Below are 24,582 nucleotides of genomic sequence, written 5' to 3'. Positions count from 1 at the left end.
ATGTAATGCTAAACTGCATTACACATTCGATTCTACTGGAGGCATAATGGCCACGCTGAACGTCCGTCTGGATGACAAACTCAAAAATGAGGCTTATGCCGTGCTGGAAAAACTGAACATTACTCCAACGGAAGCCGTGCGATTACTGTTCCAGTACGTCGCGGAAACGGGGCGCATGCCAGTGAAAACTGTCACTCTTAGCGACAGTGAAGATGCACTGATTCAGACAGTTCGGGAGAGGTTGTCTTGTCCGCAAAAGGGAATCAAGGTTAGTCTGGATGACTTATGAACTGGAATTCGACCCGAGGGCCTTAAAAGAGTGGCATAAGCTGGGCGATACGGTGAAGGCTCAGTTTAAGAAAAAGTTGGCAGATGTGCTATTGAACCCCAGAATTGACTCTGCCCGTTTAAACGGTCTTCCTGACTGCTATAAAATTAAGCTTAAATCGTCCGGCTATCGTCTGGTGTACCAGGTTCGGGATGCAGTTGTGATTGTGTTTGTTGTCGCGGTCGGCAAGCGAGAACATTCAGCCGTCTATCACGATGCAAACAAACGGCTTTAGCGATCAACGCAAATGATGTACAACCTGGTTGCTGCTGCCGCGCCAGATGAGCGCCGGGTCTTTCAGGTCCTGCACAAATTTACCATCGACCAGCACGTTGATGAGATCGACCACCTGCATTTGCGCGGCGTTGAGTTCATCAAGCTTGTAGCCGGTCCACACCCAGATATCTTTCCCCGGACACTCAGCGTGAATACGCTGTACCAGTTGCAGGATATCCGGCACGTTTTGCGGATGCAGGGGATCGCCACCCGACAGCGAGATCCCCTGACGGTGAATACGCGTGTCGTTCAGATCGGCAATGATCTTATCTTCCATCTCTTTGGTAAACGGCTCGCCGGAATTGAGCCGCCAGGTGCTTTTGTTATAGCAGCCGGGGCATTCGTGCACGCACCCTGACACAAACAGGGTACAGCGGGTTCCTGGGCCGTTGACGATATCGACGGGATAGTATTGATGGTAGCGCATAGCGGGTGTCCAGAAAGCATGTAGGCCGGATAAGGTGCTTGCACCGCATCCGGCAACATTGTGATGCCTGATGACGACGCGATTGCGTCTTATCAGGCCTACGGTCTTTGCAAACGGAAATTAACCGATCTGCCCATTGCCTAAATGCTTCACGCGGCGCTTCACTTCTTCCTGTTTGCCGGCGTTAAACGGACGTGCGTCCGGGCTGCCTAAATAACCGCACACGCGGCGGGTGACCGACACGCGCGCGGCGTCGTGGTTACCACATTTCGGGCAGGTGAAGCCTTTGCTGGTGCACTCGAACTCACCGGTAAAGCCGCACTCGTAGCACTCATCGATTGGCGTGTTGGTTCCGTAATACGGCACGTGCTGATAGCTGTAATCCCAAACATCTTCCAGGGCTTTCAGGTTGTGCTGAATATTCGGGTATTCGCCGTAGCAAATGAAGCCCCCGCTCGCCAGCGGCGGATATGGCGCTTCGAAATCGATCTTATCGTACGGGTTCACCTTCTTCTCCACGTCGAGGTGGAAGCTGTTGGTGTAGTAACCTTTGTCGGTTACGCCTGGCACTACGCCAAACTCGGCGGTATCCAGACGGCAGAAGCGGTCACACAGGTTTTCACTCGGCGTGCTGTACAGGCTAAAGCCGTAGCCAGTCTCATCTTTCCATTGATCGACCGCCTGACGCAGGCGTTCCACAATGGCGATACCTTTGGCGCGCAGCTGCTCGCTGTCATACACATGCTTGTCGCCAAACAGCGCGTTGATGGTTTCGTGAATACCGATGTAGCCCAGAGAGATAGATGCGCGACCGTTTTTAAAGATTTCAGACACGTCATCGTCCGCTTTCAGACGCACGCCGCAGGCACCTTCCATATACAGAATGGGTGCAACGCGGGCTTTTACGCCTTCCAGACGCGCGATACGGGTCATCAGTGCTTTACGCGCCAGCACCAGACGGTCGTCGAGCAGTTTCCAGAAGGTGGCTTCATCGCCATGGGCTTCCAGCGCGATACGCGGCAGGTTGAGGCTGATAACGCCGAGGTTGTTGCGACCATCGTGAACCTGTTCACCGTTCTCGTTTTCCCACACGCCGAGGAAGCTGCGGCAGCCCATTGGTGTTTTGAACGAACCGGTGACTTTGACCACCTGATCGTAGTTCAGGATGTCCGGATACATACGCTTGCTCGCGCACTCCAGCGCCAGCTGCTTGATATCGTAGTTTGGATCGCCAAACTTGTGGTTCAGACCATCGCGAATCGCGAACACCAGTTTCGGGAACACCGCGGTTTTACGGTTTTTACCCAGGCCAGCAATGCGGTTACGTAGAATAGACTGCTGAATCAAACGCGATTCCCAACTGGTTCCCAGGCCAAAACCAAAGGTGACGAACGGCGTCTGACCGTTGGCGGTATGCAGGGTGTTCACTTCATATTCGAGGGACTGGAATGCGTCGTAGCACTCTTTCTCGGTACGAGAATGGGCATAACCGTCGGCGTCCGGGATCTGCCATTCTTCAGCGGTTTTACGATGTTTATTAAAGCTCTCGGTCACGAACGGCGCGAGAACCTCGTCAATACGGTTAATGGTGGTACCGCCATAAATATGGCTGGCAACCTGCGCGATAATTTGCGCGGTCACGGCGGTCGCGGTAGAGATGGATTTTGGCGGTTCAATCTCCGCGTTACCCATCTTAAAGCCCTGCGTCAGCATGCCTTTCAGGTCGATCAGCATGCAGTTGAACATCGGGAAGAACGGCGAGTAGTCGAGATCGTGATAGTGAATATCACCACGCTCGTGCGCCTGGACTACATCACGCGGCAGCAGGTGTTGGCGCGCATAGTGTTTGGCGACGATACCGGCCAGCAGGTCGCGCTGGGTCGGGATCACTTTACTGTCTTTGTTGGCGTTTTCGTTCAGCAGAGCAGAATTGGTTTGCTCAACCAGACCACGAATTTCCTGGTTCAGACGGCCACGTTTTTCACGCTGGATATCACGGTCGTGGCGATATTCGATGTACGCACGGGCGAGTTGTTTGTACGGGCCAGACATCAGCTGGTTTTCTACCGCTGTCTGGATCTCGTTGATATCGACCTGGCTGCGCTCATTCATCAGACTACTAACGACTTCTGCGACGGTGGCACAGTAATCTGCGTCATCGACTCCCGCTGCTTTAGCTGCACGCAGAATGGCTTCTTTGATGCGCTCTGATTTAAACGGCACTTTACAGCCATCTCGTTTCATCACATGCGGTGTCATGATCACTCCATATTTATAAGAACAGGTTATCCACAGAGGTTGGGGAAGCGTCCACGGCTTTATTCATGTCTATTGCCAATGACTTCCCGCAATCCTGACCCACGTTATCCACAATCCCACCGTGAAGCGGTGCATTGTAGTTGTAGCAATTATAGGCGATTAATACAACATATTGGGTCGGCGTGCATTTTAAGTTCTATATGTAGTGATTTGCATCAAGGATGTTTACGATTTTTTTGATGTAGCGCAAAGTAAAAATCGGAGCGTACAGATGACGGGCGCTACAGCCGATTGTAAATTACCCTTGGAAAATTCTGATTATTTATTCAGCAAAAACAGGAAGGTAAGCTGGACGTAGGCAACAACGCCCGGCAGCGCTATACGCACCGGGCTAACAAGAGATTGCAAGCTATTTTTGCACCCACCAGACGGCTTCAAAAGGACGCAGCGTCATGTCACCAGGTTGGCTGGCGACCTCGGCATAGTTGTGCATAAGCACCTGCCAGTTTCCGTTGGTATGAGTCGGTTGCCAGTTCTGGAAGGTATCGCTCAGGTTGGCAATGACCAGCAGCCGCTGTCCTTGCCATTCGCGCTGATAACACCATACGTGTGGGCTGTCTGGTAACAGATCCTGGTAGTCGCCCCAGGTAATAACCGGCTCCGTTTTGCGCAAGGCGATCAGCTTCTGATAGGTGTAAAACACGGAATCGGCGTCATCAAGCGCGGCCGCCACGTTAATATCCGTCGCGTTGTCGCACAGCGCGATCCACGGCTCGGCCTGGGTAAATCCGGCATGTTTGCTGCCGTCCCATTGCATCGGCGTACGGCTGTTATCGCGGGATTTACTGGCGAGGATCGCCAGCAGCTCTTCGGCGTCGCGCCCCTGGCCGTTCAATTCGGCGAACATGTTAAGGCTTTCTACGTCGCGGTAATCGGTAATCTGGCGGAAGTGCGGGTTGGTCATGCCAATCTCTTCCCCCTGGTAGATATAGGGCGTGCCCTGCATGCCGTGCAGCACCATCGCCAGCATTTTGGCGGCTGGCACACGGTATTTCCCTTCCTCGCCAAAACGCGACACGATGCGCGGCTGGTCGTGGTTACACCAGAAAAGCGCGTTCCATGCCTGATTGTGCATCCCTTGCTGCCAGTGGCGGAACAGAGTTTTGAGCGCCACGTAGTCCGGTTTGGCTAACGTCCATTTTTCACCGTTGGGATAATCCACTTTCAGGTGGTGGAAGTTAAAGGTCATCGACAGTTCGCTGCCGTCCAGCGCGGCGTATTGCTGACAATTTTCCAGCGTGGTGGAAGACATTTCGCCGACCGTCATCAGGCTACGTGGGGTGAAGACGTCGCGGTTCATCTCGCGTAAAAACTCATGCGCGCGCGGGCCGTCGGTATAAAAACGGCGGCCATCGCCGTCGGGATCGTTCGGGAAGTCCTGATCTTTGGAGATAAGATTGACTACGTCGAGGCGCAGGCCGTCCACGCCGCGATCGGCCCAGAACTCGCAGACTTTTTTCAGCTCGGCGCGTACCGCCGGGTTTTCCCAGTTCAGGTCGGCCTGCTCTGGGGCAAAGAGATGCAGATAATACTGCTCGCTTTCGGCGTGCCAGCCCCAGGCGCTGCCGCCAAATTTTGACTGCCAGTTGTTCGGCGGGGTGGTCGGTTCGCCGTCGCGCCAGAGATAAAACTGACGATACGGGCTGTCTTTATCCAGCGCCTCACGAAACCAGGAATGCTGGGTTGAGGTGTGGTTAAACACCATATCCAGAATAATGCGTATGCCGCGCGCTTTCGCCGCTGCTACCAGTTCGTCAAAGTCTGCAAGCGTGCCGTAAGCCGGATCGACAGACATGTAGTCGGCGACGTCATAGCCGTTATCAACCTGCGGCGAAATGTAGAAGGGGGTCAACCAGATGGCATCAACGCCCAGTTTTTGCAGATAGTCGAGGCGCTGCGTTACGCCGCGCAAATCACCCGTGCCGCTGCCGGTGGTGTCCTGAAAGCTCTTGGGGTACACCTGATAGATAACGCCGTTTTGCCACCAGTGTGGAATATTCATTGCTGTTTCCTGGAGATACGATGGGGCGCAACTGCGCCCCGAAGAAAAGTTAAACAATCTGTAATGTGCCCTGACGGTATTTACGCTGGTAGACGAATGAGGTCAGTACCATCGGGATAACAATCGCGATGACCATCGCCATGCCAAATCCCTGCCAGTAAGTGGGTTGGATGGAGAGGATGCCAGGTATACCACCTACGCCAATGCCGTTCGCCATCACGCCGTTCAGGCCGCACAGCAGACCGGCGAGACCGGAGCCGATCATCGCGCACAGCATCGGGAAGCGGTATTTCAGGTTGATGCCGTACATTGCCGGTTCCGTTACCCCGAGATAAGCCGAGATCGCCGCAGGTACTGATATTTCGCGTTCATTGTGTTTGCGGCTGGAGATAATGATGCCGACCACCGCAGAAGCCTGAGCGATGTTTGACAGCGCAATCAGCGGCCATACCGGCGTACCGCCCATGCTCTGGATCATCTGCATGTCGATAGCCAGCGTGGTCTGGTGTACGCCGGTGATCACCAGCGGGGCGTACAGGAAGCCGAACAGTGCCGCGCCAATCGGCGCAAAGCTGCCGGTCATCAGATGACGAACCGCGAACGCCACGCCGTCGCCGATCATGCGGCCAAACGGGCCGATAAAGGCGTGCGCAAGGAACACAGCGAGGATCAGCGAGCACACCGGGACGATCACCAGGTACAGGTAATCCGGGATAATCCGTTTCAGGCGCGTTTCAATAAATCCGAGCGCCAGACCGGCCAGCAGGGCCGGAATAACCTGAGCCTGATAGCCCACTTTCTCAATGCTGAACAGGCCGAAGTTCCACACTTCCGGTACCTGCTGACCGAGCAGATAGGCATTCATCAGCTGTGGCGAAACCAGCGTAACGCCCAGCACGATACCGAGGATCGGCGTCCCGCCCATTTTCTTCACCGCTGACCAGCAGATCCCGACAGGCAGATAGAAGAAGATCGCTTCGCCAATTAGCCACAGGAAGTCGTAGAGGGTTTTCAGCGACGGATGCATCTGCGCCAGCGTCTGCCCGTTACTCATTGGCAGATCGCCGATCACATTGCGAAAACCTAAGATCAAGCCGCCGCTAATCAGCGCTGGCAGCAGAGGGAAGAAGATCTCTGCAAAATGGGAAATCAGCTGTTCATGCCACTTCATGTTCTGCCGCGCGGCTTTTTTCGCCTGCTCTTTGTCGGCACTGGCCTGGCCGGTGGTCGCCAGCAGCGCTTTGTAGTAATCGCCCACCTCGGTGCCAATCACCACCTGAAACTGCCCGGCGTTGGTGAAGCAGCCTTTGACCATCGGCAACTGCTCTATCTCTTTCGGCCTGGCATTCGCGGGCTGATTCAGTACAAAACGCAGGCGAGTGATGCAGTGACTCACCGTAGCGATATTATCGCGCCCGCCTACCAGCTCAATCAGCCGGTCGATGTCTGCTTGTTTTACTTTGCTCATTATTAAGCCCTGTTGTTGACCTGCCGCCAGAGTATCTCTTCGATGAATATTTAAAAATGGGAACGTTCCCGAAGCGCAGCGAAGATCACAAATTAGCGCTCAGAAAGCGATCAGGAGAGGGTGGAGGGAATAACGATTTGTCGCAGTTCGCTACGGCCGTTGATTTGCTCGATCAGCTGTGAGGCCGCTTGTCGTCCGGCCTCAGCGTAGCCTGGATCGACGGTGATAATTTCCGGATGGAGGAATTTCATCAGCGGTGTGCTGCCCACACTCGCCAACTGCAGATTTTCAATCCGCTGCTCCTGCAGATATTTGCTGACCCCAAGGGCAAGGGTATCCGTCGCACAGACTAAGGCGGTGGTTTCCGGGGTGATGACACTGGCGGCCTGCTCATAACCCTGCTTCATGGCCAGACCCGGCAGTGCGGCAACCGGATGCAGTTTGTGTTTCTTACAGAATGCCAGGTAGGCTTCATGACGGCGCTTACCAGTGGTCACGTCGCTATGGGGAACACCAAGAAAGCTAATATGGCGGTGGTCGCGATCGTATAAACGCTGCATCAGGTTATGAATAGCACCCTCATCGTCATAGCAGACGGAGGCAAAGCCTTTGGCATCTCTGGCCAGCAGTACCAGAGAATCCTGCCAGGAAGTGAGCATCGTTTCGGTAATGCCGGTAAAACCAAACAGCACCACACCGTCAATATTGCGGCGTCTGAGCATGCCCAGATGTTCTTCGACCAGTTCAGGCGAGAACTGGCTTTCCATCATGATCGGATCGTAACCCTGCTCATAAAAAGCGGGCAGCATGGTCTGTACGGCGAGATTTTCTGAAAGAGAATCCAGGCGCGTGACGATAATCGCCACCACCTTGTCGCTTTGCCCACGCATGGCGCGTGCGGAGCGGGAAGGGGAAAAACCGTGCTGATTCATCACCGCTTCGACGCGTTCACGGGTACGTTCGCTGACGCCGCTTTCGTTGTTGAGAACGCGGGAAACCGTGGATTTCCCCACACCGCTTAAGCGGGCGATGTCTTTAATGGTCAGCCGATTTTGCATCCTGTTTTCCCGTGTCGCGTGTGAAGTTATGCCAAAAGAGAATAACTTTACTCAAGCACAGCGCAATGGGCAAAGTCTGGTATACGTTTGGTTTAGTTTCTATGATTTATCATACCGCCATAATTGCCACAAACCTTATGGTTTTCTGCGTATAATCCGCAGCGCTTATCTTTCACTTACCGGAGGCTATATGGATCCCGATCCCACCCCTCTCCCGAGACGGAGAAACAAAACTTTCCGGTAAGCCTGCCTATCACTGTCTTACCGGATGCGTAAGACAGTGACGTTCTGACGTCCCTGTTGTGATTTGAAAATTGCCATCAGGCAAGGCTTTGCCACGCCTGAAGGATTTACTGCGCCCGTTAAGACTGGCGCAGGGGGACTGCCTATGTTCAAAAATATGACTCGCCAGCTGTTTGCCCGGCTTAACCGCCATTTACCGCATCGTCTGGTGCATCGCGATCCGTTGCCCAATGCGCAAACCGTTGCCAGCACGCCGATCCCGCCCTCGCTGAGCGAACATTGCCTGAAAATGGCGTTGATGGACGAAGCCGCGCTGTGGAAAACGTTTGGCGCGCACCCGGAAGGATTAAACGCCACAGAGGTCGAGAACGCTCGTGAAATCCATGGCGAAAACCAGTTGCCGGCGCAGAAGCCGTCGCCGTGGTGGGTGCATCTGTGGGTCTGCTACCGCAATCCGTTTAATATTCTGCTGACCATTCTTGGCGCCATTTCCTATGCCACTGAGGATCTGTTTGCTGCTGGCGTCATCGCGCTGATGGTCGCCATCTCGACGCTGCTGAATTTTGTGCAGGAGGCGCGTTCCACCAAAGCAGCAGACGCGCTGAAAGCGATGGTCAGCAACACCGCTACGGTGCTGCGTGTGATCAACGAAAAAGGGGAGAACGGTTGGGTTGAACTGCCGATCGACCAGTTGGTACCCGGTGATGTTATTAAGCTCGCGGCAGGGGATATGATCCCGGCGGATTTACGTATCGTCCAGGCGCGCGATCTGTTTGTGGCGCAGGCTTCGCTGACCGGTGAATCGCTGCCCGTGGAGAAGGTCGCAACCAGCCGCGACCCGCAGCAAAGCAACCCGCTGGAGTGCGATACCCTGTGCTTTATGGGCACCAACGTGGTGAGCGGTACGGCGCAGGCTATCGTGATTGCGACCGGAGCCAACACCTGGTTCGGGCAACTGGCGGGCCGCGTCAGCGAGCAGGAAAGCGAGCAGAATGCCTTCCAGAAAGGGATCAGCCGCGTCAGCATGTTGCTGATCCGCTTTATGCTGGTGATGGCGCCCATTGTGCTCATCATTAACGGCTATACCAAAGGCGACTGGTGGGAGGCGGCGTTGTTTGCGCTGTCTGTTGCGGTGGGGCTGACCCCGGAAATGCTGCCGATGATCGTCACCTCGACGCTGGCGCGCGGGGCGGTGAAGCTGTCTAAACAAAAGGTCATCGTCAAGCACCTTGATGCCATCCAGAACTTTGGCGCGATGGATATCCTGTGCACCGATAAAACCGGGACCCTGACCCAGGATAAAATTGTGCTGGAGAATCATACTGATATTTCCGGCAAACCCAGCGAGCACGTTCTGCATTCCGCGTGGCTGAACAGCCATTACCAGACCGGGCTGAAGAATCTGCTGGATACGGCGGTGCTGGAAGGCGTGGATGAAGAATCTGCCCGCCAGCTCTCTACCCGCTGGCAAAAAATCGATGAGATCCCGTTTGATTTCGAACGTCGCCGCATGTCGGTGGTGGTTGCTGAAGAAACTGATGTACATCAGCTGGTGTGCAAAGGCGCGCTGCAGGAGATCCTCAGCGTCTGCACCCAGGTGCGCCACAACGGCGAGATTGTCCCCCTGGATGAGGGCATGCTGCGTCGGGTGAAACGCGTTACCGATACGCTGAACCGTCAGGGGCTGCGTGTCGTGGCGGTGGCCACCAAGTACCTGCCCGCGCGTGAAGGTGATTACCAGCGTATTGATGAGTCGGATCTGATCCTCGAAGGCTATATCGCGTTCCTCGATCCGCCGAAAGAGACCACCGCGCCGGCGCTGAAAGCGCTGAAAGCCAGCGGTATTACGGTGAAAATCCTCACCGGCGATAGTGAGCTGGTGGCGGCAAAAGTGTGCCATGAAGTGGGGCTGGATGCGGGCGATGTGGTCATTGGCAGCAGCATTGAAGGGCTAAGCGATGACGAACTGGCAAAACTGGCCCAGCGCACCACGCTATTTGCCCGCCTGACGCCGATGCACAAAGAGCGCATTGTTACGCTGCTCAAGCGTGAAGGCCATGTAGTTGGCTTTATGGGCGATGGCATCAACGACGCTCCGGCGCTGCGCGCGGCGGACATCGGTATCTCCGTTGATGGCGCGGTCGATATTGCGCGTGAAGCGGCGGATATTATCCTGCTGGAAAAGAGCCTGATGGTGCTGGAAGAAGGGGTGATCGAAGGACGCCGTACTTTTTCTAACATGTTGAAGTACATCAAAATGACGGCCAGTTCTAACTTCGGTAACGTGTTTAGCGTGCTGGTGGCGAGCGCCTTTTTGCCGTTCCTGCCGATGTTGCCGTTGCACTTACTGATCCAGAACCTGCTGTACGATGTATCTCAGGTGGCGATTCCGTTTGATAACGTCGACGAAGAGCAGATCAAAAAACCACAGCGCTGGAATCCTGCTGAACTGGGCCGCTTTATGATCTTCTTTGGGCCGATCAGCTCGATCTTTGACATTCTGACCTTTTGCCTGATGTGGTTTGTCTTCCATGCCAATACGCCAGAGCATCAGACGTTGTTCCAGTCGGGCTGGTTCGTGGTGGGCCTGCTGTCGCAAACGCTGATTGTGCATATGATCCGTACCCGTCGCGTGCCGTTCATCCAAAGTCGCGCCGCATGGCCGCTGATGCTAATGACGCTGGTCGTGATGGTGGTGGGCATTGCATTACCGTTCTCGCCGCTGGCCAGCTATCTGCAATTGCAGGCGCTGCCGCTGAGCTACTTCCCGTGGCTGATTGCGATTCTGGCGGGCTACATGACATTGACCCAATTAGTGAAAGGTTTTTATAGCCGTCGCTACGGTTGGCAGTAAGGGGCGATTATTCTGGCGGCGCAGCGACCCGGAAAAAACCCACCCACCACAAAGAAACAATCAGGGAGCAGACGATCTGCTCCCTGATAAACCAGCTCTCTGAGTTAAACCGCGGTGGGTTAATTTACCGTCAGCGTAACATTCATGGTGTAGCTAAGCGCCCACGAGCTGTGCCAATCCTTGCCGTCAAAGGTTACCACACCATGCCAGGTACCCGCAGGAAGGTTCGCATTGTCCCCATCTGTTGCTTTGTAGACAAAGTGTGGGTAATTTGAACTCACCTGGCACCCTGCGGCAGAGTTAAATGCAGTGGCGCCACACATATTCGCCCTCTGTCCTCTGAATGTGACGGTTCGGGTATTCCCCTTATCATCCGTAAACGGTGCAGTAATGACGCTATACCCACCCTGGGACCAAACCAGGCTCGTAGGCCCCGTGGTATCACCGGTGACGATAAAGCCTAGATCTGTAAATTGGGTTACCGTTGGCCCATCAATTTCCGCGTTCGCTGCGCCATTGGTGATGTTCCAGTCGAACTCAATGTTGCCAAGGAACTTGACTGTACTATCCGTTTTTGTACTTTCGTTGATCGTGGCCGTGACGGTGGCGACACCGAATTCAATACCTGACAACTTAACAGTGGCTATACCGCTGGCATTCGTTGTACTGGTTTGTGCGGACAACGTATTCAGATCCGTGGTCCAGGCAACCGAACCGCCTGAAACAGGGTTGTTATTGATATCAGATACCGTTGCGGTATAGGTCACCGGAGTGGTCCCTGCCGATACGTGATCGACATTTGCCTTCAGTGAGTCTATTTTTGCGGTTTTCACATCGCCAATAAAGTTCGCTACGCTGGACGTTTTCGTTGCTGACGGTGAGGTTATTGTTGCTGTGGCTTTCACGCTACCCGATTTTATCGACGTCCCGCTTACCGTGACCGTACCATCTTCCAGCGTTGTCCCGTTCGTTGCTGACAGCACAACATTCGTGTTATCGCTCGTCCAGTTAACCGCCACATCTTTCAGCAGGTTTTTATTTGCATCCCATACCGTGGCCGTCCAGGTTATTGCCGCTGTACCATCCGCTACCGCTTCCGTCACATCTGGCACGACGCTGCTAAACGTTGCGGTGCTGACATCGCCAATCACCAGCAATGTTTTTGACGCTTTGCTGGTGCTTAAGGACAGCGTACCGGTCACGTCGATACTTCCTGCTTTCAGGCTGGAGAAAGTCACAGTCGCCTTACCATCGGAGTCCGTCACCGAAGAGTTAGCGCTAAAGGTACTGTTGGTTTCTGTGCTGCTCCAGTTGACGGTCATACCAGGTACTGGATGGTTACTGCCATCTAATACCAACGCCGTTAGTGTGACGGTATCTTTACCCGCAACGATATCGACGTCTTTATCTGCTGTCAGCGAGGAGACGTTTGCTGTCGTACTGTCTGCGGTAAAGATCAGACCGGTTTTGGATGCTGATGCCTTGTTACCGCCGCTCATCGTTGCATCAACCTGGTATTCAGCAATTTCAGCAGAAGTGAGCGTCACTTTGGCCACACCGCTGCTGTCGGTGGTGGTCTTCGCGGCTGACAATGTACCAGTGGTTGGCGCAACGCTCCAGTTCACCTCGGTATCGGTTATCGGGTTATTGTTTGCATCGACCAGCGTGGCGCTCAGCACAATTTCGCTGGTGCCGTCGGCAACCGTCTTGTCTTTATCACTTACCAGCGTCATTTTCGCCTGATTGATGTCTGCACTGAAGGTCGTTTTAACGGCTTTATACGCCACGCCTGCATCGGTCTGTGCGCTAATCACAACATCACCCGATTTTAACGAGGTCACGGTTATCTGTGACTTACCGTTGGTATCACTGGTGGTTGAGGTCGCGCTGAGCTGCATGTCCGCATTGTCTGTCGACCAATTGACGAGGGCGCCGCTGACTGGGTTGTTCTGTCCGTCAAGGACGGTCGCCACATAAGTGATGCTATCGCTGCCGTTAGCCACTGCGGTTGTTTTGCTTGGCTCTACCTGCGTGACGTTCTGTGTGCTTGCATCCGCAATAAACGTGGTCACTTTGTCTTCTTTCGCCGCCGTGCCGCTGACGCTGGCCGAGGCTGTTGCCGTGCCCGTTTTGGCTGATTTTAGCGTCAGGATGGCGTTCCCCTCGCTGTCGGTTATTGAGGTTTTGCTCCCTGCTGAAGTGCCGTCTGTTTTCTTCACGTTCCAGTTTACCGTTATCCCACTGAGTGGATGACCGCTGCTGTCTTCAACCTTCGCCGTGGATGTGCTGCTGTCGATATTGTTTGCCACTACCTCATATTTATCTGCACCGATAGCGACAACGCTGGCGGAGGATTCATCTGCCGTAAAGCTCAGCGGTTCGCTTTTCTTCGATTCGGCTGAACCGTGCTGCGCGGTGACGATGGTGGTGATGACATCCGCGCTTTTTACCGTGATCTGCGCCTGACCCTGGGCATCCGTTGTCGACTGGGTTGCGGAAAGTATCGCTTTCGCGTTATCCGCACTCCAGTTTATGGCCTCATTTGGCACCGGATGACCGCTCTGGTCGATAACTGTCGCAGTGAGGGTGATAGCCGTTGTGCTATCTGCCAGCGCGCTGGTAGACGATGCACTAACGCTGTCCAGGTGCGTGGTGGCGCTATCGACAGTAAAGGACAGAGGGGAGAGTTCCTTCGCTGGGCCATTGGTGGTTGTGGCGGTGACTTTATAGTTCTCCACTGACGTTGACGTTAATGTTACCGTTGCCACACCGTTGCTGTCGGTTTTGCTGGTGGTTGCCGACAATATTCCCGTAGACGGGGATACCGACCAACTGACATCCACCCCTGCTACTGGGTTGCCGTGTGTATCAGTCACGGTGGCTTTTGGCTCAATGCTGTCCGTGCCGTTAGCCAGTGCGGAATCGCGGTCACTGTCCAGGCTACTAACGAAGGCGCTGCTGCTGTCGGCCGAGAAGGTCGCTTTACTTGCCTGATAAGCCGTACCAGTACTGGTCTGTGCGCTGATCACCACATCGCCCGCTTTCAGTGACGTGACTTGTATGGATGTTTTACCGTTCGCATCGCTGGTTGTTTGCGGCTGGCTTAGTGTCATATCGGCATTATCAGATGCCCACAACACCGTTGCGTTGGCGATAGCATTGCCAAACGCATCCGTTACGGTCGCTTCGTAGGAAATACCGTCGCTGCCGTTGGCCAGCGCCGTACTTTTACTCAGTGTGATTGAGGTGACATTCTGGCTGCTGCTGTCGGCAACAAAAGTAATCTCTCCCGTTGATTTTGGTGAATTACCGTTAACATCCGCCGTTACCGTGACTATGCCAGTTTTTGTTGATTTCAGTGTTAGCGTTGCCGCACCCTGATTGTTGGTCGCCGTGGTTTTTTGGCTGACTTTTGTGCCATCGCTCTTTGTCACCGTCCAGTTGACCGTCACGTCGCTTAGCGCATTACCATTATCATCGGCAACCATTGCTGTCACCGTACTGGTATCGGTATTGTTAGCGACAATCGTATCTTTTTCATTGCTGATAGAAGTCACTTTTGCCGTAGCGGCGTCAGCCGTAAAGCTGAGTGTCGGCGTACTCAGTGAATTCCCACCTTCCAGTTGTGCGGTGACAACGGTGTTAATCACCTCTGTGCTGGAGACTTGTATTTGCGCAGTGCCTTTGTCATCGGTGGTGGATTTTACCGTCGACAGCTGTGCTTTCGTATTATCTGCCGTCCAGTCGATCACAGCATCTTTCAGAATGGCGCCGTACTGGTCGGTGACATGCGCCGTCAGCGTAATTGGTGTACTGCCCCCGGCAATTGCGCTGGTGGCTGAGGTATCCAGTGAGGTTAGATGCGGCACCGTTACCATGGCTTCTTCAATTAATTTCGCACTGGCGAGTTTTACCTTCCCATCAATATAGGGCTGGATAGTCAGCGTATCCGACGTAGTCCCGGAGGTGATTGTCGCGGTATACACCCCGGCGGATGTTTCGCTGAAACTGGTGATAGATGGTTTTTTCACCGTGCCATCTACGGCGGCGTTACTTGACCCCGTAGCCGATGAGATTAGCGTTGTGCTCATTCTGGAGGCCAGACCCGTTGCGCTTTCGGCATTAGCCGTTCTAAGCGTTACGGTGACGGTGGCTGTACTGGCCCCATCTGCTGAAATTTTAGTTGGGGAAACCGTGGTGGTTGATTGCAGAGTATTCACATCAATACCGGTGACATTCACCTTCATGCTACTGGCGTTAGAGGCATTGCCATTTTTGTCCCAGGCCGTTGCCGTCAGGGTATAGCTGTTCACATCACTGCTCTGCCAGGAAGGTAGTGTCAGTACAAACTGTTCAGGGCTGGAGCCAGCCGTGATTTTCCCGCCGTTATTCAGGAAGGAAGCCGCCTGCCATTCAATATGGTCGAGGCCGTATTTCGCTTTCACTTTCGCGGTCACGCTCTGTGTTGACAGCTCTTCACCTTCCACCTGTTCCGGAAGTGAAAGTGAAATCAGATCCTGTTTGCGGTATTCCAGTACGATATTGTTATTACGGTCAACCAGATCCTGACGACTTCCTAGCAGTGAACGACGTGCGGCCACGGAGGAAGGGTCGAATTGATCGCTTAACGGTACCCCTGGCGTCCAGTTCAGCGCCAGATTAATCTGGGTGTCATTTTCCCCCCCTTTGCCCATTTTCTGGTTAGCGCCAAGGGTTATGAATGGCACTGGCGTATAGTTCAGACCCAGCGTAATAGCATGTGGGTTTTTCTGGCGGTCGCTTTCATCGTCGCCAAACAGCCCCACGCTGTTACCGAAGTACTGCTCATACACCATGGTCGCGCCCAGTTGCGGATACGCAGGCAGATAGCCTGTCGCGCGAATATCAAAGCCGTTAGCCGCGCGTTCATCGTAATCGGCATAGCGAGAGGAGGACATCCAGTCACTCAGACGAAAATAGCCGTTAGCGGAAAGCTTGAGATAATCCCAGCCTAATTCCGTTCCCACGCCAAGGCGTTCATGATGATTATCGGAAATTTGGCGATCGTAAAAAATGTTGGTTCCCCACATCCATTTATCTGAGAAATGGCGGTAACCCAGACCGGTATTGATAATATTCCGGTCATCATGGCGGCGACCGCCTAATTGGGTAAACAGCAGATTTTCTTTTTGATCGTAAAGAGGAATGAGGAGGTCGAGGTCGGAATCATTCAGGGTGAAATGCTCATCGGTGCTGATGCTTACACGAGCGGTACCGAATTGATTTAACCATTTCTGCACTTCGCTTGATGCAGCGCCTGTCGCCTGGGAAACCAGTGCGTTACCTGCATTGCCTGAGCCTAACATAGTCCCAGCCTGTATGGCTGCCTGCGCAACGTTATTTTCGGTCTCATCTTGCTGGCTTTGCGCGGAGGATGTACCGGCTGCAGGCTGAGCTGGCTGGCTGATATTCTGATTGCTGGCATGGGCGCTTGGCGCGAGCCAGAATAGTAGGGAAGGCGGACATAGTTGCAATAATATCTGAATAACAGCTAACACCTTCCGTGTGCGGAGATTCATAATTAAAACCCTTTTATATAGAGAAAGCTATGCTTAACCATCACAAGCTGGTTAATCCTAATAACTAAGAATAGTAATTTTATATAAATAAAACTGATGATAATTGAAAATAACGCGCAGCTAACTCAATATTAGCTTAATTGCATTTTAATTTTTTCTGAAATTATTCATTTTAAAAATGAATTATGTGGAAAATAATGTAATATAGCAGTTGAAACAACGAATAGATTTCTGTTGTGTATGAAATTGGGGAGGGGCTTATTAGGTGATAATGTTAGTTGAATGGATGGCTAATGAAATAATGCCTGTGAGTTGGATATGGATTTTTAATTAAATTATTAAAATGGTTTTTATGTGGCATTATCTTTATTCACACCAGAAGAATATTATCAGTTTTAACAGGAGGATACCTCCTGAATAAAGATACTGGTCACATTAAGCGACCAGCATTAGCCATCAAACTGAAATATTTATCTGGGTTATATTAGCGACGAACGGCGATCGCTTCAATCTCGATTTTCACGTCTTTCGGCAGACGGGCAACTTCCACGCAAGAACGCGCCGGGAAGGTCGCGTTGTGCTCAGTGAAGAACGCTTCGTAGGTGGCGTTGACGGTAGCGAAATCGTTCAGGTCTTTCACGAAGACGGTCGTTTTTACGATGTCGCCCACTTTCAGACCTGCTGCTTCAACGATAGCTTTTACGTTTTCCAGCGACTGACGCGCCTGAGCGGACACGTCTTCCGCTACGGCGCCGGTTTTCGGATCGACCGGGATCTGACCGGAAGTGATTACCATGCTACCCAGGTCAACACCCTGTACGTATGGGCCGATTGCTGCTGGTGCATTTTCCGTCGCGATAGTCTTGCTCATGATTTCTCCTGAATTACAGCGGTAATAGAATGTTCCCGCTCATTATAGGGAGCCGGGATCTCATAACCAACCCAAATTAGTTGGCCAGCACCACATAATGCGAAAACTCTTTTTCACAGTATTTGCATTTGAGTGCGATGTCATCAGCACGCTTTTTCACTGCAAAACTGGAAGAAACCGGCTCAGCATGACTGATACAGTTGCTGTTCGGGCACACCAGCACGTTGTCGATGCGCTCTGGCAGACTCGGACGTGATTTACCCACAACATCGTAATCGTCAATGCGGTTCACCGTTGCCTGCGGGGCATACAGAGAGAGTTGGTTAACCTGCTCGTCGGTCAGGAAGGTATTTTCAATTTTAATCAAGTCCTTACGACCCATCTCACCGGACGGCAGGTTCAGACCGATGGTGATTCGCTGGTCGGTTTCTGTCAGCTTGAACAGCGTCAGCAATTTAAAACCAACCTGTGCGGGAATATGGTCAATCACGGTGCCACGTTTGATGGCTTCAACCTGCAGTTTGTTATCGTGTGTCATCTCTTTTTCTCCCTTACAGTGCCAGTTCGCTATTCAGTACCAGTGCCAGTAACGCCTGGCGGGCGAAGATGCCGTTGCCAGCCTGCTGGAAATACCAGGCGTGCGGCGTCTTATCGACGTCGGTGGTGATTTCATCAATACGCGGCAGCGGATGTAGTACCTTCATGTTGGCTCTGGCACCGTTCAGGTCGCTGGCGCGCAGGACAAACTGTGCTTTCACGTTGGCGTATTCGGATGGGTCCAGACGCTCTTTTTGTACGCGGGTCATATAGAGGATATCGACCTCCGCCATTACCTCTTCGATAGTGCCATGCAGGCTCCAGGCGATGCCCTTTTCAGTCAGCATATCCAGAATGTATTGCGGCATGGCCAGCGCATCCGGGGCAATGAAGTAGAAGCGGTTGCCTTCAAATTTCGCCAGCGCCTGAGTTAAGGAGTGGACAGTGCGGCCATATTTCAGATCACCCACCATGGCGATTTGCAGATTGTCCAGGCGGCCCTGTGTTTCCTGGATGGTAAACAGATCCAGCAGCGTCTGGGTTGGATGCTGGTTAGAGCCGTCGCCCGCGTTAAGAACCGGAACGTTACCAGAGAATTCTGTTGCCAGACGCGCGGCGCCTTCCTGCGGATGGCGCATGACGATGGCGTCGACATAGGTGCTGATGACGGAAATGGTGTCAGCCAGCGTTTCGCCTTTTTTGCCCAGAGACGTGTTGCTGCTGTCAGAGAAACCTACCACGCTGGCACCCAGACGGTGCATTGAGGTTTCAAAGGATAAACGGGTGCGGGTGGACGCCTCAAAGAAGCAACTGGCGATGACTTTATGCTTTAACAGCTCCGGTTGTGGGTTCGCTTTTAATTTCGCCGCCGTTGCGAGGACCAGATTGAGGTCATCGCGGCTGAGGTCGTTTATGGAAATGATGTGTTTTTGATAGAGCGGGTTAGCCATGTTTATCTCCTGACGCCTGGGCAAAAAAAAAGCCCCTCAATTGAGGGGCTCGGAATGGGTGATCAACGGAAAGAAAAACGGCAGGCCAGCGTCCTTTTTCAGACGCGGTAAGACAAAATGTCGTACACACTGAACCATACATCCTCCCGGCAAATTGTCCGCGATTATACTCAGCTACGTTATGGGATCAAGCGAAAAATGCACGATTTATTCATCGCAAACGGTTCTTCTGAATTTTAATTCATTTTAAAGAGATAATTAATCTGCTTGTGAACCAGGCCCGTTCGCTGCACGACGCGCGGCGCGACCCAGACGATACTGCTGCCGGCAATGACGCCGAGAACTTCCGGCAAGGCGTGATAATCGAGGATTCTGGCAACCGCGCGACCATATCCTGCTGCGGTGTGAATGAGGATAAACTCGCTATTGTGTTCTATGCTGACCACCATTTCAGCGATCGATCGCGCCGCATCAGGAGCGGGTCGTGACTGAGGATTGACAGAATAAATTTTTTGCCCTTTTGTATTTCTTATTTTTATGGCCCCAAGCAACTTCAGCAAACGAGACACCGTCGACTGACTAATACTGGTAAAGCCGTGGCTTTGCAGGTCGCGGCGCAGCGCTTCCTGGGACAGGTAGCTTTTTTCGCTAATCAGGCGCTGACACATCGCCAGCTGTTTTTGCTCTTTGGCAGAGTAATCATCGAATTCCTTCATAAAATCACCTTATATTTATTATCTGTATCAATGCGATGGCGAAATTCACCACATTTGCAGTATCAATAACGGCTCAAACGGGCGGTTGTGCAGAAAAACGAGAGAACGATCAAAAAAGCCGCCGGTATCCGACGGCTAAAAGGGTTACAGCATCGCGCCGATACTCAGGACGACCATGTTCAGTAACGTCAAAATGAGCAGTAACGGAGCGACCCATTTCAGGTAACGCACATAGGGAACGTGCGCGATGGCCAGCCCACCCATCACAACCGCAGAGGTGGGCGTAATCAGATTCACAATGCCGGAAGCGGATTGATACGCGGTGACGACCAGATCCCTCTGTACATGCGCGAAGTCGGCCAGCGGGGCCATAATGGGCATGGTGAGGACCGCCAGCCCAGAGGACGATGGGACCAGGAAGGAGAGCAAAACTTCCAGCCAATAGGTCACATTGATGAAAATGGTGGTGGAAAGGCCGGAGACTAAATTTTCAGCGCTGTGCAGAATGGTGTGAGTGATCATGCCGTTATCCATCACCACGACGATGCCGCGCGCAATACCGATAATCAGCGCTACGCCAAGCAGATCCCGCGCACCGTCAATGAACGTACTGGTAAATGCCTCTTCACTCATGCGGGCGATTACGCCGACGATAATCGCAGCAGCCAGAAAAACACCGGATATTTCTGCCATCCACCATCCGAGTACCGCCACCCCATAGATCATTACCGCAAAGGCGGCGGCGAAAATCAGCAGGATCCATTTCCGCGTTGCCGTGAATTCCAGATTGGTATTGGCGCGACTACCGAGAAAATGGGCGCGGTTTTCCTCCATTTTATCCGCCACGATAGACAGCTCAGGATGGCTGCGAACTTTCCGGGCATAGCGCATGACCCACACCACGCAGATCACATAGCCGACGACCAGCAGCAGAATGCGCATCAGCATTCCCTGGGTGAAGGGGATCCCGGCCGCGTTGGCAGCGATAACCGTTGCGAACGGGTTAATTGTCGAACCGAGTGTGCCGATACCTGCGCCGAGCAAAACGGTCGCAGCAGCGACCAGTGGATCAAAGCGGGCCGCCATCATTACCGGGACGAGCAGCGTGTAAAAAGGTAGCGACTCTTCCGCCATCCCGTAAATCGTACCGCCGGCGGCGAAAAGTCCCATCAGGATGGGGATCATCCACTCTTCTTTGCCGTTAAGCCTGACCGTTACGCGTTCGATACCGGCGTCAATGGCGCCCGTTTTATTTACCACGCCGAGAAAACCGCCGATGATCAGGACAAACAGCGCCACATCAATGGCGCCGGCGGTGTAGGTCTCGTGATTATAAAGACCGTCAATTGGCGCCAGCAGTACAGCGGTAATGCCTTGTGGATGCGCCTCTGTGGGGGCATAAGTCCCGGCAACCGGCACTTCTTTACCCAGGGTCGCATTCATCGCCATCTGGTATTTCCCTGCCGGGACAATCCAGGTCATAACAGCGACGAGTGCAATAAGAATAAACAGGATGGTATACGCGCTGGGAAATTTGAATTTGCCCATGATGTTCTCCGGATAGCTCGGGCATATGCCGTCAGGCGACATATGCCCGCAGGGGTTAGTCGCCGAGTGTCGCTACCATGACCGCTTTGATGGTATGCATCCGGTTTTCTGCTTCGTCGAAGACGATGGAGTGTGCTGACTCGAACACCTCTTCCGTGACCTCAAGCCCTTTCAGGCCGTAAGCCGCTTCGATTTCACGCCCAACTTTGGTGTGTTCGTTATGGAAGGCGGGCAGACAGTGCATAAATTTCACATTGGGGTTGCCGGTTGCGTTGATGACTCGCTGGTTAATCTGGTAAGGCGTCATCAGGCTTACGCGTTCTGCCCATGCCTCTTTGGGTTCGCCCATGGAGACCCAGACATCGGTATAGAGGAAATCCACGTCGTAAACGCCTTCCTCAACGTCCTCCGTGAGCGTAATGCGCGCGCCTGTCACGCTGGCGATTTCACGGCATTCGGCAACCAGCGTCTCATCCGGCCAGAAGGATTTAGGGGCGACGAGGCGGATGTCCATCCCCATTTTCGCCGCGCCAACCATCAGCGAATTACCCATGTTATTGCGGGCGTCACCGAGGTAGGCGAAGCTCAGTTCAGGTAAGGTTTTGCCCGGCGCGTGTTCCAGCATGGTCATCAGATCCGCAAGGATCTGCGTAGGGTGAAATTCGTTGGTCAGTCCGTTCCATACCGGAACACCGGCGAACTGCCCCAGTTCTTCGACGATCTCCTGGCCATATCCGCGATATTCGATGCCGTCGTACATGCGGCCTAACACGCGGGCGGTATCTTTCATCGATTCTTTGTGACCAATCTGTGAGCCGCTTGGGCCGAGATAGGTCACCTGCGCGCCCTGATCAAAAGCGCCAACCTCAAAGGCGCAGCGGGTGCGGGTTGAGGTTTTTTCGAAGATGAGCGCGATATTTTTACCGACCAGCGTCTGTCTTTCGCGTCCGGCCTTTTTCGCCGTTTTTAATTCGATAGCCAGATCGATCAGGTACTGGATCTCTGCCGGGGCGTAGTCGAGCAATTTAAGAAAATTGCGATTTTTTAAGTTAACAGTCATCAGAATGTCCTTATGTAGGCCGGATAAGGCGCAGTCGCCCATCCGGCAAAAATGGGTCACGCGTCGTAAGCAATGGTTTCGGGCCGAATCAATGTGCCTTTCTCTCCCGAGAGAATGGCCGGGCCGTCGGCCAGGGAGCCGATGCCTGCTATCCCCTGGCATTGAGAGACAAAATTCGCGCAGGCGGTAACTTTCGGCCCCATAGAACCGGCGTCGAACTGCATCTCGCCGAGTATTTCGGGGGTGACCTGAGCCAGAGGGCGCTGGGTGGGTTTGCCCCAGTCGAGGTACACCGCGTCGGCATCGGTCAGGATGAGCAACGCATCAGCATGAAGCTGGCTGGCGAGCAGGGCAGCGGAGAGATCTTTGTCGATCACGGCTTCAATGCCGTGGTAGCCATCGGCTTTTTCCACGACCGGCACACCGCCGCCGCCATTGCAGATGACCAGATGATCGCGGGCGATCAACGCCTGGATCGCGTCACTTTCAACAATACGTTTGGGTTGCGGAGAGGGCACAACGCGACGGAACGCTTTACCATCGGCTTTGAAAACCCAGCCTTTTTCCACCTGTAATGCACTGGCCTGGGTTTGGTCGTAAATGGGCCCGATATATTTGGTGGGATTGCTGAAGGCTGGATCGTGGGCATCGACTTCAACCTGCGTCAGCAGGACGCTAATTTCTCGCTGTGGAAGCTGGTTTTTCAGCGCCTGTTGCAACATATAGCCAATCATTCCCTGACTTTCCGCGCCGAGAATATCGAGCGGATAGGGGGTGACGCTGGCGTAAGCGCTGTTTTGTAACGCCAGCAGTCCAACCTGTGGGCCATTGCCGTGTACCAGAATCACACGCCACTGTTGCGTAAGCCGGGCGATGGTTTTTGCCGCCAGCTCAATATTCTTACGTTGGATGTCTGCTTCCAGCGGCTCGCCGCGTTTGAGCAGCGCGTTGCCGCCCAGAGCCACAACCAGGGTCGGTTTATTTTCCATGACGTCTCCTTAAATACCGTCGCGTTCCAGCGGGCAGCTCATGCAGCGCGCGCCGCCGCGTCCGCGTCCAAGTTCGTCGCCAGGAATGGGTAAAACGGTGATACCGGCTTTGTCGTATTTCTCGTTGGTCCAGATATTGCGCTCGTAACCCACAACCACACCGGGACGTAGCGTCAGGACGTTGTTGGCGTCATTCCACTGTTCACGTTCGGCTTCGAAGGCGTCACCGCCGGTGGTAATCAGGCGAATTTGATCGAGCCCCAGCGCTTTTTCCAGGGCATGAACCAGCGTACTTTCCTGCGTCCGTTTCAGGCCGCCGCGCCCGTCCGGCGTCAGAGTCCAGCACTGCACGTCCGGGCGCACCACTTCCGGGTAGACAGAGAAGGTATCGATATCGATGTGGGTCATCACGGTGTCGAGATGCATGCAGGAACGATGCTTAGGCAGTTCGACCGCGATGACGCGCTCTGCCTGGCGATGCTTGAAGAGTGACTGAGCAAGGAACTCGATTCCCTGTGGCGTGGTGCGCTCAGACATGCCAATAAGTACCGCACCGCGACCAATGACCAGCACATCGCCACCTTCTAATGTGGCGTGGTCATAATTAATATTTTCATCACCGAAGTATTTAATAAACTCACCATCGGCGAATTGCGGGTGCCAACGGTAAATCGCCCGCAGATTATTAGTTTCTCGTTGCCGGGCGGTTTTAGCCATCGGATTAATCGACACGCCGTTATATATCCAGCAGGAGGTGTCGCGGGTAAATAAATGGTTGGGCAATGGCTTCATAATAAAATCATTAATATCATGAGTATCAACCACCATATTTTTGATTGACGCTGGGATTTCGCCATAGGTCAGCCCGCCGCTTAAATGCCGTGCCAGTTCCCGGTGCTGCATGTCCGCAAGCCAGGCGCGGACATCGGCGGCGAAAGTGGGGCCAAGGCGATAATCAGAAATTTGCGTATCCAGCAGCCAGCTTTTAGCGTCTGGAATATCCAGAGTTTGTGTCAATAAATCAGTGAGTAACAGAACCTCAATTCCCTCCTGACGCAGCGTGTTGGCGAAAATGTCGTGCTCTTCACCTGCACGTTCTACCGAAAGCACATCATCAAAAAGCAGCTCCTGACAGTTGGATGGCGTCAGCCTTTTTAAGCTGAGATTAGGGCGATGCAGCATCACGCTACGTAATTGACCGATTTCAGAACCGACATAATGCTTTTCCATCATTATTCCTTTAATACGATTTTAAAAAATAAAGAGGAGATGGCTGCAAATGCAATTTATTGCAGTCATGATTTTTCAGCTGATTTCAGAATCTATATTTAGATCTTATTTGATACGGAAACGTGATTTGTTTCACAGTCGGTTCGAT

The 24,582-nt window shown here is 53.3% G+C and carries 20 protein-coding genes; 5 read left to right on the top strand and 15 right to left on the bottom strand.

From position 1 onward, the window contains the following. Positions 1–46 precede the first annotated feature (46 nt). Both FDX04_RS21200 and FDX04_RS21195 read left to right on the top strand, forming a co-directional pair. Positions 47–289 carry a type II toxin-antitoxin system RelB/DinJ family antitoxin gene (locus tag FDX04_RS21200; RefSeq protein ID WP_080203603.1) on the top strand — a complete coding sequence of 81 codons (243 nt, stop codon included), beginning with the start codon at positions 47–49 and terminating at the stop codon, positions 287–289. Beyond that, a complete protein-coding gene (locus FDX04_RS21195) occupies positions 279–563 on the top strand; it encodes a type II toxin-antitoxin system RelE/ParE family toxin (protein WP_137360184.1) in 285 nt (94 codons plus the stop codon). Before FDX04_RS21200 ends, FDX04_RS21195 begins: the two co-directional genes overlap by 11 nt. A gap of 3 nt (positions 564–566) precedes the next feature. Here FDX04_RS21195 and nrdG read toward each other — a convergent pair whose 3' ends face one another. The 5 genes from nrdG to treR all read right to left on the bottom strand — a co-directional run bounded on the left by nrdG (position 567) and on the right by treR (position 7,878). Further along, positions 567–1,031 carry an anaerobic ribonucleoside-triphosphate reductase-activating protein gene (gene nrdG / locus FDX04_RS21190; RefSeq protein WP_079225613.1) on the bottom strand — a complete coding sequence of 155 codons (465 nt, stop codon included), beginning with the start codon at positions 1,029–1,031 and terminating at the stop codon, positions 567–569. Between the two features lie 120 nt (positions 1,032–1,151). After that, complete coding sequence (nrdD, locus tag FDX04_RS21185; RefSeq protein ID WP_038636715.1) at positions 1,152–3,290, bottom strand: anaerobic ribonucleoside-triphosphate reductase; 2,139 nt, start codon at positions 3,288–3,290, stop codon at positions 1,152–1,154. A gap of 409 nt (positions 3,291–3,699) precedes the next feature. Next, positions 3,700–5,352, bottom strand: a complete 1,653-nt coding sequence (gene treC / locus FDX04_RS21180; protein ID WP_137360183.1) for an alpha,alpha-phosphotrehalase — start codon at positions 5,350–5,352, stop codon at positions 3,700–3,702. Between the two features lie 49 nt (positions 5,353–5,401). After that, a complete protein-coding gene (treB, locus tag FDX04_RS21175; RefSeq protein ID WP_137371442.1) occupies positions 5,402–6,820 on the bottom strand; it encodes a PTS trehalose transporter subunit IIBC in 1,419 nt (472 codons plus the stop codon). Between the two features lie 110 nt (positions 6,821–6,930). Continuing rightward, positions 6,931–7,878, bottom strand: a complete 948-nt coding sequence (gene treR, locus FDX04_RS21170) for a trehalose operon repressor TreR (protein WP_137371441.1) — start codon at positions 7,876–7,878, stop codon at positions 6,931–6,933. A gap of 190 nt (positions 7,879–8,068) precedes the next feature. Between treR and mgtL the strand changes: the two genes are divergently transcribed. Beyond that, entirely contained in the window at positions 8,069–8,122 is a 54-nt protein-coding gene (gene mgtL, locus FDX04_RS24350; RefSeq protein WP_137350111.1) for a mgtA regulatory leader peptide MgtL, read from the top strand. Between the two features lie 144 nt (positions 8,123–8,266). Beyond that, the gene (mgtA, locus tag FDX04_RS21160; protein ID WP_137350084.1) at positions 8,267–10,975 is read left to right on the top strand and encodes a magnesium-translocating P-type ATPase; all 2,709 of its coding nucleotides are present in this window, start codon (positions 8,267–8,269) and stop codon (positions 10,973–10,975) included. 119 nt (positions 10,976–11,094) lie between these two features. On the opposite strand, the gene FDX04_RS21155 is transcribed toward mgtA, so the two are convergent. The 5 genes from FDX04_RS21155 to pyrL form a co-directional block, all read right to left on the bottom strand. Continuing rightward, positions 11,095–16,533, bottom strand: a complete 5,439-nt coding sequence (locus FDX04_RS21155; RefSeq protein ID WP_137371440.1) for an Ig-like domain-containing protein — start codon at positions 16,531–16,533, stop codon at positions 11,095–11,097. Positions 16,534–17,017: 484 nt separating this feature from the next. Then, positions 17,018–17,404, bottom strand: a complete 387-nt coding sequence (gene ridA / locus FDX04_RS21150; protein ID WP_000047544.1) for a 2-iminobutanoate/2-iminopropanoate deaminase — start codon at positions 17,402–17,404, stop codon at positions 17,018–17,020. A gap of 76 nt (positions 17,405–17,480) precedes the next feature. Next, complete coding sequence (gene pyrI / locus FDX04_RS21145; protein WP_003025816.1) at positions 17,481–17,942, bottom strand: aspartate carbamoyltransferase regulatory subunit; 462 nt, start codon at positions 17,940–17,942, stop codon at positions 17,481–17,483. A gap of 13 nt (positions 17,943–17,955) precedes the next feature. Further along, positions 17,956–18,891: an aspartate carbamoyltransferase gene (gene pyrB, locus FDX04_RS21140; protein WP_038636743.1), complete on the bottom strand. Its 936-nt coding sequence runs from the start codon at positions 18,889–18,891 to the stop codon at positions 17,956–17,958. Between the two features lie 36 nt (positions 18,892–18,927). Further along, a complete protein-coding gene (gene pyrL / locus FDX04_RS21130; protein ID WP_003025819.1) occupies positions 18,928–19,029 on the bottom strand; it encodes a pyr operon leader peptide in 102 nt (33 codons plus the stop codon). Between pyrL and FDX04_RS21125 the strand changes: the two genes are divergently transcribed. Continuing rightward, positions 19,009–19,131, top strand: coding sequence for a hypothetical protein (locus FDX04_RS21125; RefSeq protein ID WP_087857458.1), 123 nt, complete (start codon positions 19,009–19,011; stop codon positions 19,129–19,131). The two genes, pyrL and FDX04_RS21125, sit on opposite strands and share 21 nt — an antisense overlap. Here FDX04_RS21125 and FDX04_RS21120 read toward each other — a convergent pair. From FDX04_RS21120 to arcA, 5 genes are all read right to left on the bottom strand, one after another. Then, positions 19,128–19,607, bottom strand: coding sequence for an arginine repressor (locus tag FDX04_RS21120; protein WP_042312701.1), 480 nt, complete (start codon positions 19,605–19,607; stop codon positions 19,128–19,130). The genes FDX04_RS21125 and FDX04_RS21120 overlap by 4 nt on opposite strands. 144 nt (positions 19,608–19,751) lie before the next feature. Next, positions 19,752–21,155 (bottom strand): YfcC family protein, encoded by a 1,404-nt coding sequence (locus FDX04_RS21115; RefSeq protein WP_137371439.1) that lies wholly within the window; start codon positions 21,153–21,155, stop codon positions 19,752–19,754. 55 nt (positions 21,156–21,210) lie between these two features. After that, complete coding sequence (gene argF, locus FDX04_RS21110; RefSeq protein ID WP_137360179.1) at positions 21,211–22,215, bottom strand: ornithine carbamoyltransferase; 1,005 nt, start codon at positions 22,213–22,215, stop codon at positions 21,211–21,213. A 56-nt stretch (positions 22,216–22,271) separates the two neighbouring features. Beyond that, a complete protein-coding gene (gene arcC, locus FDX04_RS21105) occupies positions 22,272–23,204 on the bottom strand; it encodes a carbamate kinase (protein WP_038636753.1) in 933 nt (310 codons plus the stop codon). Between the two features lie 9 nt (positions 23,205–23,213). Beyond that, on the bottom strand, positions 23,214–24,434 hold the full coding sequence (arcA, locus tag FDX04_RS21100) for an arginine deiminase (protein WP_038636756.1): 1,221 nt from the start codon (positions 24,432–24,434) through the stop codon (positions 23,214–23,216). Positions 24,435–24,582: the final 148 nt, after the last annotated feature.

This window comes from Citrobacter sp. wls615, from assembly GCF_005281355.1.
In the GTDB taxonomy this organism is placed as follows: domain Bacteria; phylum Pseudomonadota; class Gammaproteobacteria; order Enterobacterales; family Enterobacteriaceae; genus Citrobacter; species Citrobacter werkmanii.
Note: the sequence above shows the minus strand (reverse complement) of the source record. Positions and strands in the feature narration are given on the sequence as shown.